Origin of the sequence: Pseudomonas rhizoryzae (assembly GCF_005250615.1) — a bacterium.
Taxonomy (GTDB): domain Bacteria; phylum Pseudomonadota; class Gammaproteobacteria; order Pseudomonadales; family Pseudomonadaceae; genus Chryseomonas; species Chryseomonas rhizoryzae.
The window spans coordinates 19,882-34,118 of sequence record NZ_SULM01000011.1; the positions used below are offsets into that span (position 1 = coordinate 19,882).

At 65.8% G+C, this 14,237-nt stretch carries 10 protein-coding genes and 1 pseudogene; 7 read left to right on the top strand and 4 right to left on the bottom strand.

Translation table 11 applies throughout. From position 1 onward, the window contains the following. Window positions 1-234: 234 nt before the first annotated feature. The gene (locus FAZ11_RS18150) at window positions 235-1,878 is read right to left on the bottom strand and encodes a carbohydrate porin (protein ID WP_058774194.1); all 1,644 of its coding nucleotides are present in this window, start codon (window positions 1,876-1,878) and stop codon (window positions 235-237) included. Window positions 1,879-2,222: 344 nt separating this feature from the next. Here FAZ11_RS18150 and FAZ11_RS18155 point away from each other — a divergent pair, with 344 nt between their 5' ends. Together FAZ11_RS18155 and FAZ11_RS18160 are read left to right on the top strand one after the other, a co-directional pair. Continuing rightward, the gene (locus tag FAZ11_RS18155; protein WP_058774193.1) at window positions 2,223-3,698 is read left to right on the top strand and encodes a glycoside hydrolase family 32 protein; all 1,476 of its coding nucleotides are present in this window, start codon (window positions 2,223-2,225) and stop codon (window positions 3,696-3,698) included. 54 nt (window positions 3,699-3,752) lie between these two features. Continuing rightward, entirely contained in the window at window positions 3,753-4,748 is a 996-nt protein-coding gene (locus FAZ11_RS18160; RefSeq protein ID WP_058774192.1) for a LacI family DNA-binding transcriptional regulator, read from the top strand. Here the strand turns inward: FAZ11_RS18160 and FAZ11_RS18165 are convergent. Next, window positions 4,745-5,773, bottom strand: coding sequence for a LacI family DNA-binding transcriptional regulator (locus tag FAZ11_RS18165; protein ID WP_058774191.1), 1,029 nt, complete (start codon window positions 5,771-5,773; stop codon window positions 4,745-4,747). The genes FAZ11_RS18160 and FAZ11_RS18165 overlap by 4 nt on opposite strands. Before the next feature lie 361 nt (window positions 5,774-6,134). Here FAZ11_RS18165 and FAZ11_RS18170 point away from each other — a divergent pair, with 361 nt between their 5' ends. The 5 genes from FAZ11_RS18170 to FAZ11_RS18190 all read left to right on the top strand — a co-directional run bounded on the left by FAZ11_RS18170 (window position 6,135) and on the right by FAZ11_RS18190 (window position 12,118). After that, on the top strand, window positions 6,135-7,391 hold the full coding sequence (locus FAZ11_RS18170) for an ABC transporter substrate-binding protein (protein WP_204957073.1): 1,257 nt from the start codon (window positions 6,135-6,137) through the stop codon (window positions 7,389-7,391). Window positions 7,392-7,485: 94 nt separating this feature from the next. After that, the gene (locus FAZ11_RS18175; protein WP_058774199.1) at window positions 7,486-8,475 is read left to right on the top strand and encodes a carbohydrate ABC transporter permease; all 990 of its coding nucleotides are present in this window, start codon (window positions 7,486-7,488) and stop codon (window positions 8,473-8,475) included. Further along, window positions 8,472-9,314: a carbohydrate ABC transporter permease gene (locus FAZ11_RS18180; RefSeq protein ID WP_058774189.1), complete on the top strand. Its 843-nt coding sequence runs from the start codon at window positions 8,472-8,474 to the stop codon at window positions 9,312-9,314. The genes FAZ11_RS18175 and FAZ11_RS18180 overlap by 4 nt, the downstream gene beginning before the upstream one ends. Window positions 9,315-9,320: 6 nt before the next feature. Further along, a complete protein-coding gene (locus tag FAZ11_RS18185) occupies window positions 9,321-11,006 on the top strand; it encodes an alpha-glucosidase family protein (RefSeq protein ID WP_058774188.1) in 1,686 nt (561 codons plus the stop codon). A gap of 17 nt (window positions 11,007-11,023) precedes the next feature. Further along, window positions 11,024-12,118 (top strand): ABC transporter ATP-binding protein, encoded by a 1,095-nt coding sequence (locus FAZ11_RS18190; RefSeq protein ID WP_058774187.1) that lies wholly within the window; start codon window positions 11,024-11,026, stop codon window positions 12,116-12,118. 49 nt (window positions 12,119-12,167) lie between these two features. Here the strand turns inward: FAZ11_RS18190 and FAZ11_RS25565 are convergent, their stop codons facing one another. Both FAZ11_RS25565 and FAZ11_RS25570 read right to left on the bottom strand, forming a co-directional pair. Continuing rightward, a complete protein-coding gene (locus FAZ11_RS25565) occupies window positions 12,168-12,926 on the bottom strand; it encodes a methyl-accepting chemotaxis protein (RefSeq protein WP_420849625.1) in 759 nt (252 codons plus the stop codon). A 93-nt stretch (window positions 12,927-13,019) separates the two neighbouring features. After that, window positions 13,020-13,997 (bottom strand): annotated as a pseudogene (locus tag FAZ11_RS25570) (HAMP domain-containing protein); the annotation flags it as partial. Between the last annotated feature and the right edge of the window lie 240 nt (window positions 13,998-14,237).

Below are 14,237 nucleotides of genomic sequence, written 5' to 3' on the forward strand. Positions count from 1 at the left end.
CTGGAAAGCCACGCCTGACTTAACTATGACATGACTTACAGAAAGCGAACCGCCGCTGGCCAACTGATGACACCATCGGCAGTGTGGGAAATTTTCTTGATACCTTGAATCGCTTCGCCGGCCCTTACGAAGACGAAAAAAGCGGCCAAACCCTGGACGTTGAGCCGCTGAAAACCTCTTAACCCATATGACTATTTCAGACGAACGGCGCGGAAAGCGCCGCTCGTTCAAGACTCAGAACCACACCTCCATCTGCGTACCGACCTGCCAGACGCCCCCCGACTTGAAGCCCGGCTGCCCCAGGTCGTCGGAACGGCTGAAGTTGTCGAGTCCGGAGGTCCAGTTCATGTAGGAGGCGAATACCCGCAGTTCGGGACGCAGCAGATAGTCGCCCGTCTGCGCCTTGAAGGTGGGCGCGATGGTGGCCTTCCAGAAGTTGCCATCGGCGACGCCACGTCCCGCATAGCCACGGGCATCTATATCCATGTTCTGGAAGGTCAGCTCGTACTGCATCTCGAAGTTGCGGGTGATGTCGTTGGAGAGTCTCAGGTTGGTGGTGACGTAGCGGTAGTGGTCACCCGGCATGTAGCGGTCGGTACCGCGCTCGGCGATCACCGCCGGTGCCACGCGCCAGAACGGACTCAGGCGGGTGTGACCGTAGAAGGCCAGACGCAGCGATTGGGCCTTGTCCAGCAGGTCGCCGTCGCCGCCCACCTGGCTGAGCTCCGCACCGAGACCGCGACCATAGAGCAGCGAGATCTTGAACAGCCCTTCACGGCCGAAGAAATCGTTCTGGGCATAGGTGAAGGCGGTGTGCAGGCCACTGTCGCCCGGCGTCTGCCCGCCCAGGTTGACCCGATGATCGTTACCGCCCGCACCGGGCTGGGCCAGGCGACCGTCGTTCTGCCCGGAGGTGATGCCGCTGGTCATGACCTGCCAGCGCCCCTGGTCGAAGAACTGGTTGAGCGTGCCGATGTAGGTCCGCGTGTCCTTGCCGTTCTCCAGGCCGAAGTCACCGTAGGAGCGGCTCATCAGCGAGGCGTTGAGGCGCCAGTAGTCGGTCGGCTTGACGTCGTAGATACCGGCACCGGTACCGGCCAGGAAGACGATGTCGCGGTCCAGCCAATGCACGTCGAAGTTGTCGCGGTCGAAGCGCTTGCCGGCCCAGAGGGTGGAGTCGCGGAAGGTGGGAGAAGACTTGAAGGAGGCCAGGCTGCTCAATTCGGCATAGGCCTGGCGCACGTTCAGGTTACTTTCCTGGGCGGTCCAGACGTTGGGCGTCTGCACCCCATCGGCCAGCATCAGCAGGTACTTCCAACGCGTACCGTTCTCCACCTGCTGCTCCTGGGAGAACTTGGCCTCGATGTAGGTATCGGGCTCATTACCCAAACGACCGACGTTGCCGCCAACGGAGCCGGCCGGCGTCAACCCGGGACCGCCCCGCCCGGCCTTGTCGCCATTGGCGAGAAAACCGGAGCGCGCATAGGCACCGAACTTGAAACCGCTGTCGGTCGGCTTGACCGTTGCTGGCGCCTCGCCAACCGCGAGTTGCCGCGCCTCGATACGCGCCATGCGCTCATCCAGGGACAACTGCTCGCCCTTCGGCGCGGTATTGGCGGCAGGCACTGGAGTACCCGCGGCGGTGGTGCCGGCCGTTGCGGTGGGCTTGGCGGATTTGGCCGCCTTGGCTTGTTCATCCTGACGGAGCTGGGCTACCTCGGCCTCGGCCTTGGCGGCGCGACTCTCGGCGGCGACCACGCGGGATTCCAGCTGGGCCAGCCGTTCTTCGAGCGTGAGCCCCTTGGGTGCCGCCAGGACGAGCGGCGAGAACAGCAACAGGGACGCGGCCGCCCCTCTTCCATAGCATTGAGCCTTCATGAGTCACCTTTTGTTTTTTTTGTCTGTGGTCTTGCTGGAGCGACGTTCCGAACCCCTTACCTTTCGGAACGCCACCGCTTGACAAACCGTCGGTCAGGCCCGTCAATGCACGGCAGTGTTAACGTTACCAAAACAAAAAACAAGAGTGCCCAAAAAATTTTCCAGCGGTGCGAAGGCACGCTGAATCGCCCTAGTACGGGCATTCAAGCGCAGCGGTTCGACGCAGCCGTGGCCGCGCCCATGTCGAGTAGCCCTAGCGGGTTGCCGGTCCCAGGCGACGTCTCCGCACCTGTGCGGACGAGCGTTCTCGGACCCTTTTCCACTTTTTCTGTGAGACCGATTTCATGCTTTCTTCCGCACTGTCCAAGGCTCGCGCGGCGATCCTCGAACAATTAGAGCAACGCCACGACGCCTGGCGCCCGGCCTACCACCTGGCGCCACCGGTGGGCTGGATGAACGACCCCAATGGACTGGTGTTCTTCCGGGGCGAATATCACGTCTTCTACCAGTACCATCCTTACTCGACGAAATGGGGTCCCATGCACTGGGGCCATGCCAAGAGCGCCGATCTGGTCCATTGGGAGCACCTGCCGGTGGCCCTGGCGCCGGATACCGAAGCCGATCGCGATGGCTGCTTTTCCGGCTCGGCGGTGGTCTGGGAGGATCGGCTCTACCTGCTGTATACCGGCCATCGCTGGTTGGGCGAGCCGGGGCGCGAAGACCAGGGGCTGTACCAGGTGCAGTGCCTGGCCAGCAGCCGGGACGGCCTCACCTTCACCAAACACGGCACGGTGATCGAGCCGCCGGTCCCCGAGATGCAGCACTTCCGCGACCCCAAGGTCTGGCGCCGCGACGACGCCTGGTGGCTGGCTCTCGGTGCGCGCGAAGGTGACGATCCCCGGCTGCTGCTCTATCGCTCCAGCGACCTGCACACCTGGGAGGCCCTGGGCACCGCCCTGGGAGGCACCCGCGAGCAGGATGGCTACATGTGGGAATGTCCCGATCTCTTCCCGCTGGGCGACGAGGACGTCTTCCTCTGCTCGCCACAGGGCTTGCGCCCCCTGGGCTATCGCTATCGCAATCTCTACCAGAACGCCTATCGCCTGGGCCGACTCACCGACGCCGCGCGCTTCCTGCCGCGCACCGGTTTCATCGAGCTCGACCACGGCCACGATTTCTATGCTGCCCAGACCCTGGAGGCGCCGGATGGACGCCGCCTGCTCTGGGCCTGGCTGGACATGTGGGAAAGCCCCATGCCGAGCCAGGCCGACGGCTGGTGCGGCATGCTCTCGCTGCCGCGTGAAGTCAGCCTGGACGGGGACCGCCTGCGGCAAAGACCCGTGCGCGAGTTGGTGGCACTGCGAGAGAGCGAGCATTCTTTCGCGGCGCAGCGCCTGCAGAGCGAAAGACGGCTGCTGCCGCTGGCGGGCGAGCGCCTGGAACTCGAGATCGAGATCGACCTCGCCGCCAGCGATGCCGAACGTTTCGGCCTGGCCCTGCGGGTCGACCCGCAGGGGCGGGAGGAAACGCTGCTCTACGTGGATGCCCAGGCCGGCCGCCTGGTGCTGGATCGCGAACGCGCCGGACGCGGCGTGGCCGGGGTGCGCAGCCTGCCGCTGGCCGCCGGTCAGACGACCCTGCACCTGCGCCTCTATCTGGACAGGTCGTCGCTGGAGGTATTCGTCGACGATGGTCTCTACACCTTCGGCAGCCGCCTCTATCCGGGGCCGGACAGCCATGGGATAGCCCTCTTCGCCAGTAACGGCAGCGCCCTCTTCAACGAGCTGCACGGCTGGACCCTGCGCGATCTGGCGCTCTGATCTCCTGTCGATTTGGCATACTCCCCTCCTGATCACGCGAGCGGGAGGGATGGAATGCCATCGGTGAAGGATGTGGCGCGCCTGGCCGGGGTCTCGGCCATGACGGTTTCGCGGGCGCTGAACAACCCGGAGAAGCTCGGGGCCGAGACCCTGACCCGCATCCAGTCGGCGATCCAGACGCTCGGCTACGTGCCGGATCTGGCCGCCCGCCGGATTCGCGGCGGACGCTCCAGCGGCAAGACCATCGGCGTCTTCGCCCTGGGCACCGCCACCACCCCCTTCGCCGTGGATCTGCTGCTGGGCCTGGAGCGCACGACCCGAGAGCATGGCTGGAATCTGTTCATCCTCAACCTGCTGGAGGATCGCCCCAGCCCCGAGGACATCGAGTTGATGCTGGCGCACCGCCCGGACGGTATCGTCTTCAGCTCCATGTATCTGCGCGCCTTGGCGGTCCCCTCCGGCCTGGGGGAGCGTCCCGTAGTCCTGAGCAACTGCTATGCCGAAGGCGCAGCGGTGGCCTGTTACGTACCGGACGATGCCGAGGGGCAATACCAGGCGGTGCGCACCGCCCTGGCGCGCGGTTACCGGCGCCCGCTGAGCATCAACCTGCCGCGCCCCAGTCCGGCTTGGCCGCTACGCCAGGAGGGTCTGCTGCGGGCGTGCCGGGAAGCGGGTCTGGCTGATGACGACCTCGGCCAATACGACCTGAGCACCGACGATGCCTACGACGAGACCCGCCTGGAACTGGAGCGCCGCTTCGCCACCACGGCGGCGACCCCGGACCTGCTGATCTGCGGCAACGACCGGATCGCCCTGGTCGCCTACCAGTGGCTGCTGGCGCGCGGCCTGCGCATTCCGCAAGACGTGGCCGTGCTCGGCTACGACAACATGGTCGGCGTCGCCGAGTTGTTCCATCCGCCCCTGACCACCGTCCAGCTGCCGCACTTCGAACTCGGGCGCGAGGCGGCCCTGCACCTGATCGAAGGACGCGCCAACGACCGGGCGCGACATCAGTTGGCCTGTCCGCTGGTGGATCGCGCCTCTCTCTAGCTCGAACGCACCGGACCGGTGGACGTACCGGGGATAAGCGGCACGTCCCAGACTTCCACCAGCTCTGCCGCCGGTACGCCGCGGGCGCGCTCGATGGCCATGTGGGCGATGCGCCGCCCGGCGAGACGGATCGAGGAACGCAAGACGGTGAGTCCCGGTGCGGCGATCTCCGTCGGCAGTGCCGCGACGACATCGTCGTGGGCGAGCAGGGAGACATCGCCGGGAATGCTGAGCCCGGCTTCGGCGACGGCCCGGGCCGCGCCTATGGCCTGCAGCACCGACGAGCAGAGAAAGGCGGTCGGGGGTTCGGCCAGGGCCAGCATGCCGCGGGCGGCCTGGTAGCCGCGGGCATAGGTCTGCTGCCCGGCAGCCATCAGCGCGGGATCGGCACTCAGACCCGCGGCGGCGAGTTCGGTCAGATAACCGGCGCGGCGATCACGACCATAGGCCAGGTGCTCCTCGCCATTGAGCAGGGCGATGCGCCTATGACCAAAGCCGATCAGATGCGCGGTGCCCTTGGCGAAGGCGCCGACGCTGTCGACGCTGAGCGAGGCGACGTTCTGGCCGAACACCGGCAAGCCGTGGGCGACCACCGGAAAGGCGATCTCGGCGAGGTCGGAGGTCTCCGGATCGTCGAACACCGGCGACAGCAACACCAGGGCGTCCACCGCGCCCGAGCCGATGACGCGCTCGCACACGGCGCGCTCCTGGCCCTTGAGCGTGGGTAGCAGATGAATGGCCAGGCCGCATTCGGCGGCCGTTTCGCTGATGCCCGTCAGCAGGTCGGTGACGATGGGATTTTCCAGCATGTTGTCGTGGATCGACAGCAGGATGCCCAGGGCGTCGGCCCGCCCGGTCGCCAGGCGCAACGCAGTCGGATTCGGCTGGTAGTTGAGGCGTTGCGCCGCCTCCAAGACTCGCTGGCGCGTTTTGGCGCCCACCTCCGGATAGCCGTTCAGGGCCCGGCTCACGGTGGTCGGCGAGAGGCCCAGATGGGCCGCGAGATCCTTCAGGCTGTTGATCATGTTGTTGTCGGTACCTGGCGGATAGGTGAAGCCGTTCGAAGAAGAAGCTCATCGGGAAGCGGCCGGATAATACGGCGATTGACACCTCCGGCAAAGTAGCGCAGTCTGCCTCCAGCGCTTTCAAAGCGCTTTGAATAGGGTTTTCATCGACTTCTCCTGGTGATTTGAGCTGTTTGTAAAGCAGTCGACCGAGCGCTTCGACGGTATTCGAAGGCCGGTATCGATCCGCGACACGCAGCGTCCGTACCTGGGAAGACAACAACAACAATGAAAGGCCAGGTAACCGTTTCGCCTTCGCCCGCGCCGCTCACCGGGGCGCTGAAGGCCGCTACGGACGGCTGCCGGCCAGGAGATGAACAGCATGTTTAAGCGACTAGCCGGAGTGCTCGTCACCGGCGTTCTGCTGGGCGGCGTCGCCCAGGCCGAGGAGTTGTCCATCGTCGCCGGCTCGATCGGCAAGGACATCGAGGAGTTGCGCCTGCAGCTCGATGCCTTCGAGAAGGCCAGTGGCCACAAGGTGAAGATCGTCACCATGCCCGCCTCGGCCACCGATCAATTCGGTCAGTACCGCCTGTGGCTGTCGGCCGGCAACAAGGACATCGACGTCTACCGCACCGACGTGGTCTGGGCCCCGCAACTGGCCGCCAGCTTCGTCGACCTTTCGGACGCCATGAAAGACGTGGTCGGCCAGCACTCGCCCTCGGTGATCGCCTCCCAGACCGTGAATGGCAAACTGGTGGCCATGCCGATGTTCTCGGATGCCCCGGCGCTCTACTACCGCAAGGACCTGCTGGAAAAGTACGGCAAGCCCGTGCCCACCACCTGGACCGAACTGGCGAGCACCGCCAAGGAGATCCAGGACGCGGAACGTGCCGCCGGGCAACCCCAGCTCAACGGCTACGTGTTCCAGGGCGCCGCCTACGAGGGCACCACCTGCGTGGGTCTGGAGTTGATCGCCTCCAATGGCGGCGGCGATATCATCTCGCCCCAGGGCGACATCACCGTCGACAACCCCAAGGCCGCCGAGGCCCTGAGCATGGCCCACGGCTGGGTCGGCACCATCGCGCCCAAGGGCGTGCTCGGCTACCAGGAAGAGGACGCCCGCGGCGTCTGGCAGACCGGCAACGCCGTGTTCATGCGCAACTGGCCCTATGCCTATCCGCTGGGCAATGGCGCCGACTCGCCCATCAAGGGCAAGTTCGAGGTCGCGCCCCTGCCGGCCGGTGCCGGTGGCAAGTCAGCGGCCTGCCTGGGTGGCTGGAATCTCGCGGTCTCCAAGTACTCGACCCACCAGCAGGCGGCCATCGAGTTGGTCCGCTACCTGGTCTCGGCCGAGGCCCAGAAGCAGCGGGCCCTGCTGAACGCCCGCCTGCCCTCGATTCCGGCGCTGTACCAGGACCCGGACATCGTCGCCCAGCAACCGCTGGTAGCACGCTGGAAAGACGTCTTCGAGAACGCCGTCCCGCGTCCCTCGGCGCCGACCAAGACGCGCTACAACGAGGTCTCGCAACAATTCTGGACCACGGTCAACCGCACCCTGGCCGGCCAGGGCGATGCGGCGAGCAATCTCGACGCCCTGGACAAGCAGTTGCGACGGCTGAAGCGCAACGCCTGGTAAGGCCTGCACGAGCGCTCGGACCTCGCCCCGAGGTCCGAGCGCATGCCCTTGGTGGCTGTCCCGGCCACGCCAAGCTTCACGGATGCACCCGATCATGACACTCTTCGAATCCGCTCCCACGCCCCCTGCCGCGGTCACCCCCAAGGCGGCGAACTCGCGCTCCAGGCTGTCCCGCCAACGGCAACGCGCCGCCCTGCTGTTCATCGCGCCGATGCTGGTGGTGCTCGCCGGGGTAGCCGCCTGGCCGCTGCTCAAGACGATCTACTTCTCCTTCACCGATGCCCGCCTGGGTGATCTGTCCAGCGCGGCCTTCGTCGGCTTGCGCAACTACTACGAGTGGGTGGATTACGGCGAGGGTCAGGGCGAGGCCTTCGGCGTGCTGGTAGATCCGGTCTGGTGGCAGGCGGTCTGGAACACGGTGCGCTACACCCTGATCTCGGTCAGCCTGGAAACCTTCTTCGGTCTGATCGTCGCCCTGGTGCTCAACGCCCAGTTTCCCGGACGCGCGCTGGTCCGCGCGGCGGTGCTGATTCCCTGGGCCATTCCCACCATCGTCTCGGCCAAGTTGTGGGCCTGGATGATGAACGACCAGTTCGGCATCCTGAACGATCTGCTGGTCCACCTCGGCGTGCTGGCCGCGCCCATCGCCTGGACCGCCTCGCCGGATACCGCCATGACCGCGGTCATCATCGTCGACGTCTGGAAAACCACGCCCTTCATGGCGCTGCTGATCCTGGCCGGTCTGCAACTGGTGCCCGGCGACGTCTACGAAGCCGCGCGCATCGATGGCGTGCATCCAGTCAAGGTGTTCTTCCGCGTGACCCTGCCGCTGATCCGGCCGGCGATCCTGGTGGCGGTGATCTTCCGCGCCCTGGATGCCCTGCGCGTCTTCGATCTGATCTACGTGCTGACGCCGAACAATTCCGAGACCAAGACCATGAGCGTCTACGCCCAGGAAAATCTGTTCCAGTTCGACAACTTCGCCCAGGGCTCGGCGGCCTCGACCCTGCTGTTCCTGGTGGTCGCGCTGATCACCCTGATCTACCTCAAGACCGCTCGACTCGACCTGGGAGCCAGCAAATGAACGCCCGCACCCTCAAGCAGCTCACCGCCAAGACCGGCTTCTACCTGCTGGTGGTGGCCATCGTCGTCTTCTCGGTCTTTCCCTTCTACTACGCCATCCTGACCAGCCTGAAGACCGGTACCGACCTGTTCCGGATCGACTACCTGCCGCGCGCGGTCACCTTCGCCAACTACGCCAGCATCCTTTCCACCAATACCTTCCTGCACAACCTGCTCAACTCGGTGATCGTCGCCGTGTCGGTGGTGGCGATCTCGCTGGCGCTGGCGATCACCGCCGCCTATGCCCTGGCGCGGGTGCCCTTCCGCGGGCGTGGGCTGCTGCTGGTCACCATTCTCGGCGTGTCCATGTTTCCGCAGATCGCCGTGCTCGCCGGCCTGTTCGAAATGGTCCGCGCCCTGGGTCTCTACAACAGTCTGCTGTCGCTGATCCTGGCCTACATGATCTTCACCCTGCCCTTCACGGTCTGGGTGCTGACCACCTTCATGCGCGAACTACCCGCCGAGATCGAGGAGGCGGCCATCGTCGATGGCGCCTCGCCGCTCACCATCGTCATCCGCATCTTCATGCCGCTCATGTGGCCGGCACTGGTGACTACCGGACTGCTCGCCTTCATCGCCGCCTGGAACGAATTCCTCTTCGCCCTGACCTTCGTCGCCAACAACGACAACCGCACCGTCCCGGTGGCCATCGCCCTGCTCTCGGGCGCCTCGGAGATGGAAACCCCCTGGGGCACCATCATGGCCGCCTCGGTGGTGGTCACCCTGCCGCTGATCGTTCTGGTCCTCATCTTCCAACGCAAGATCGTCGCCGGCCTCACCGCTGGCGGCGTGAAGGGGTAATCCGCCATGACCAATCCTCAGAACCAAGCCGTCGACCGCGACTGGTGGCGCGGCGCGGTGATCTACGAGATCTATCCCCGCTCCTTCCAGGACAGCAACGGCGACGGCATCGGCGATCTCGCCGGCATTACCACGCGGCTGCCCTATGTGGCCGAGCTGGGAGTGGATGCCATCTGGATCGCGCCCTTCATGCGCTCGCCCATGGCCGATTTCGGCTATGACGTCTCCGACTATCGCGACGTCGATCCGCAATTCGGCACCCTCGCCGACTTCGATGCCTTGGTCAGCCGTGCCCACGCACTGGGCCTCAAGGTGATGATCGACCTGGTGCTGTCGCACACCTCCAGCCGCCATCCCTGGTTCGCCGAGAGTCGTCGTGATCGCCACAACGCCCGCGCCGACTGGTACGTCTGGGCCGATGCCAAGCCCGACGGCTCGCCGCCCAACAACTGGCTGTCCAACTTCGGCGGCTCCGCCTGGGAATGGGATGCCGGCCGGGGCCAGTATTACCTGCACAATTTCCTCATCGAGCAGCCCGACCTCAACTTCCACAACGAAGCGGTGGTGCAGGCGGTGCTGGACGTGGTGCGCTTCTGGCTCGACCGGGGCGTCGACGGCTTCCGCCTCGACACCGCGAACTTCTATTTCCACGACGCCGAGCTCAGAGACAATCCGCCGCTACCGGCGGAACTGCAGAACGAGCGCCTGGCCCCGCGGGATCGCCCCTACAACTGGCAGGATCACCGCTACGACAAGAATCGCCCGGAAAACCTCGGTTTCCTGCGGCGCTTCCGCGCCCTGCTCGACGAGTATCCTGCGGCCACCGCCGTCGGCGAAGTGGGCGAAATGATCCACGGCACGGCGCTGATGGCCGAATACACCGGCGGCGGCGATCGGCTGCACATGTGCTACGCCTTCGATTTCCTCAATACCGCCCTGCCGGCGGTAGAGGATATCCGGCCGGTGATCGAGGACTTCGAGCGGGCGGCCGCCGATGGCTGGGCCTGTTGGGCCTTTTCCAACCATGACGTGGTGCGCCATGCCACGCGCTGGGCCAAGGACCGACCGGACGGCACGGCCATCCTGCGCCTGGCGGCGGCGATCCTGCTCACCCTGCGCGGCTCGGTGTGCCTGTACCAGGGCGAAGAACTGGGCCAGACCGAGGCGGACATCGCCTTCGCCGACATCGTCGATCCCTGGGGCAAACGCTACTGGCCAGCCATCAAGGGCCGCGACGGCTGCCGCACGCCCATGGTCTGGAGCGCCGCGCTACCTCAGGGTGGTTTCACCGAGGCGACGGTCAGGCCCTGGCTGCCGGTACCGGCCAAACACCTGCCGCTGGCGGTGGATCGTCAGGCGCAACGCGCCGATTCCCTGCTCACCTGCTATCGGACCCTGCTCGCCTGGCGCCGGACGCTCCCGGCGCTGGTCAAGGGCTCGATCCAGTTTCTCGACCTGCATCCGCAGGTGCTCGCCTTCGAACGACAACTCGGCGCAGAACGCCTGCTGGTGGCCTTCAACCTGGCCGGTGGCCAGCCGCTGGAACTGGCGCTTGCGCCGAGTCTCGCCGAGCACCTGCGGGAAGACCTCACGCCAGCACTGCTGGGCGGGCGCCTCGAACGCCAACGCCTGCTGCTGCCGCCCCACTCCGGCTTGATCGCCCGCCTCGCGGGCGGCGCCGATCACCGCTAACCGCTGAGGACTCCTGGATGACCACGCTCACCCTCAAAGGGATCAAGAAACGCTACGGCAACGCCGAGATCCTGCAGCACATCGACCTCGACATCCGCTCGGGGGAATTCATCGTCTTCGTCGGCCCGTCCGGCTGCGGCAAGTCGACCCTGTTGCGGGTCATCGCCGGCCTGGAAGACATCACCGCCGGCACCTTCTCCATCGATGGCGAGGTGGTCAACGACCGCACGCCCAAGGAGCGCGGGATCGCCATGGTGTTCCAGTCCTATGCGCTCTATCCGCACATGACGGTCTACCAGAACATGGCCTTCGGCCTGACCCTGGACAAGGGTACGCCCAAGTCGGAGATCGACGTCCGCGTCCGCCGCGCCGCCGAGGCGCTGCAACTCACGCCTTACCTCGAGCGGCTGCCCAAGGCGCTGTCCGGTGGCCAGCGCCAGCGCGTGGCCATCGGCCGGGCCATTACCCGCGATCCCAAGGTGTTCCTGTTCGACGAACCCCTGTCCAACCTCGACGCCGCCCTGCGCGTGCAGACGCGCATCGAGATCGCCCGGCTGCACGAGCAGATGCCCAACACCACCATGATCTACGTCACCCACGATCAGGTGGAGGCCATGACCCTGGCCGACCGCATCGTGGTGCTCAATGGCGGTCGCGTCGAGCAGGTCGGTTCGCCCCTGGAACTCTACGACGATCCGGACAACCTCTTCGTCGCCCGCTTCCTCGGCTCGCCGGCGATGAACATCCTGCCCGCCACCGCCCGCGAAGGGCGCCTGGATCTGCAGGGCGCGCAAGGCGAGCAAACTCTGAGCGCGCCGCCTGGCATCCAGGGTGAGCTGCACCTGGGGGTCCGCCCGGAACACCTGCACCTGGCCCCCGCCGGCCAGGGCATCCTGTCCGGCACCGTCACCCTGACCGAGCAACTCGGCGAATTGACGCTGGTGTACCTGGACCTCGGCAACGGCGGCGAGCCGCTGGTGGTCAAGGTGGCCGGCAAGGCCGAGCTGCATCCCGACCAACAGGTACAGCTGACCTGCGCGCCCGAGCACCTGCGCTACTTCGATGCGGAAGGTCGCGCGCTGCGCCAGCACCGGCACAGCGCGGTCGCCTGAGGGCGCCACCGCCGCGCCGCATCCAGTAGGGCGGCGCGGCGGGCACTCGCTAGATGCGGAAACCACCGACCAGCCGTTGCAACCGGCCGGCTTCCAAGGCGGTACAGGCCGCCAGGGTCGCCTGCAGGTTGTCGACGCCCTGCTGGTTCAGCAGGTTGATCTCGCTGATATCCATGTTCAGGGTCTCCACCACCGAGGTCTGTTCCTCGGTCGCAGTGGCGACGGACTGGTTCTGGCCGTCGATCTCGCCGATCCGCTCGGTCACGCTGCCCAGCCGCTCACCGGCGCTCTTGGCCACCTGCATGCTGTGGGCGCTCTGCCGCTGGCTTTCCTGCATCAGCGCCACCGCATCGCGCGAGCCGTTCTGCAACTCCTCGATCATCTGCTGAATCTGCTGCGCCGAACTCTGGGTGCGGCTAGCCAGGGAACGCACCTCGTCGGCCACCACGGCGAAGCCACGGCCGGCTTCACCGGCGCGGGCCGCTTCGATGGCGGCGTTGAGCGCCAGCAGGTTGGTCTGCTCGGAGATGCCGCGGATGACGTCGAGGATCTGGCCGATGTTGGCGGCCTTACCATTGAGTGCCTCGATATGTTCGCAACTGCTGCCGATCTTGGCTGATAGCGCCTGCATGGCGGTCATGGCCTCGTCCAACACGCGCCGCCCCTCTTCGCCCTGTTGCCGTGCGCTGCGCGCCTCGCTGGAGGCATGGGCGGCGTTGCGGGCAATTTCCTGGGTGGCGGCGCCCATCTCGTTGATCGCCGCGGCCACGCTGGTGGTGCGCTGGGATTGCACATCCGACTGCTGCATGGACGATTGCGAGGCCTCCAGCACCCGGTGAGTGCCCCGGTTGAGTTCACCGGTACTCTGGGCCACATCGCGGATCGAGGCATGGATACGCGCCACGAACTGGTTGAAGGCCTGGGCCAGCAGGCCGAATTCGTCGCGCGCCGCCACCGGCAAGCGGCGGGTCAGATCGCCCTCGCCCTGGGCGATGTCTTGCATGGCGCGGCCGAGGTCGCGTAGCGGGCGCAGCAGCCCCCGGATCAGCAGGCCCAGCAGCAGCACCATGACGATGACCGCGACCACGGTCGCCACGATGGCCAGGTTGCGGGCCTGGGCCACCGGGGCATAGGCCTTGGCCTGATCGATGGACAGGCCCAGGTACCATTTCGCCGACGGCAAGCCTTCCACCGGGGTAAAGCTCACCAGGCGCTCACTGCCGTTCTGCGGCACCGTCTGGAAGCCGGGAATCAAGGTTGGCGTGTTATCCGGGAAGACGTCCTTGAGCGTCTTGAGCAGTTGTTCGGGATGGCTGCTGACCAGGATCTTGCCGTTGGCGTCGACCAGGAAGGCCTCGCCCAGACCGCCGACGTTGAGCGAGCCGATGATCTGCACCAGCGTGGACAGATCGAGATTTCCCGACACCACCGAGGTCAGTTGGCCGTCATGGAAAATGGGGGTCGCCATGGTCATGCCGAGCTTGCCGGTCATGGCGAAGATGTAGGGCGTCGAGAGCGTCATTCCCCGCGCCGCCACCGCAGCGGTATACCAGCCGCGCGCGCGCGGATCGTAGCCGGTGGGCAATTGCTGGAACGGACGGGTGAGGTAGGTGCCATCGGGCTTGCTCAGATAGACGGAAGCGAAGGTGTCCGTATAGAGCTTCTGATCGGGCAGGCTGGTCAGCGGGGCCTGCGGACCCAGGGCAGCGATGGTCTGCGCCAGGGCTTCGACCAGCTTGATCCGGGCATCCAGCCAATAGGTGATGTTCAGGGCCGTGACCCGGCTGGTCTCCCCCAGGGTTTCCTTCAGGCTCTGGTCGATGGTCTGGCGCTGTAGATAGGTATTGAAGCCGGCAAAGGCGGCCAGAACCAGGCTCATCACCAAGGCGGTAGCCAGCAGAATCTTATGGCTGAACTTGAGCTGCTTGAGCACGAAATATTCTCCATGACAGTGTTCGACGCGAAAGCTTTACCGTCCAGCCGATTCCCGGCTGAACGGGGGACGACAGCCTCTACTCACCATCCGGGAGCAACCCGGCCAGTGCCGTGACGCCACAGGACGGACGCCCTTTCCACCTGGCTGCGAGTTACCTATTCAGATCCGCCGCGCTATCGCCTG

Bases quoted from the DNA above. Each gene is read 5' to 3' on its own strand.
- FAZ11_RS18150 (WP_058774194.1), bottom strand. From the start codon at position 1,878: ATGAAGGCTCAATGCTATGGAAGAGGGGCGGCCGCGTCCCTGTTGCTG.
- FAZ11_RS18165 (WP_058774191.1), bottom strand. From the start codon at position 5,773: ATGATCAACAGCCTGAAGGATCTCGCGGCCCATCTGGGCCTCTCGCCG.
- FAZ11_RS18155 (WP_058774193.1), top strand. From the start codon at position 2,223: ATGCTTTCTTCCGCACTGTCCAAGGCTCGCGCGGCGATCCTCGAACAA.
- FAZ11_RS18185 (WP_058774188.1), top strand. From the start codon at position 9,321: ATGACCAATCCTCAGAACCAAGCCGTCGACCGCGACTGGTGGCGCGGC.
- FAZ11_RS18170 (WP_204957073.1), top strand. From the start codon at position 6,135: ATGTTTAAGCGACTAGCCGGAGTGCTCGTCACCGGCGTTCTGCTGGGC.
- FAZ11_RS18190 (WP_058774187.1), top strand. From the start codon at position 11,024: ATGACCACGCTCACCCTCAAAGGGATCAAGAAACGCTACGGCAACGCC.
- FAZ11_RS18175 (WP_058774199.1), top strand. From the start codon at position 7,486: ATGACACTCTTCGAATCCGCTCCCACGCCCCCTGCCGCGGTCACCCCC.
- FAZ11_RS18160 (WP_058774192.1), top strand. From the start codon at position 3,753: ATGCCATCGGTGAAGGATGTGGCGCGCCTGGCCGGGGTCTCGGCCATG.
- FAZ11_RS25565 (WP_420849625.1), bottom strand. From the start codon at position 12,926: ATGCAGCAGTCGGATGTGCAATCCCAGCGCACCACCAGCGTGGCCGCG.
- FAZ11_RS18180 (WP_058774189.1), top strand. From the start codon at position 8,472: ATGAACGCCCGCACCCTCAAGCAGCTCACCGCCAAGACCGGCTTCTAC.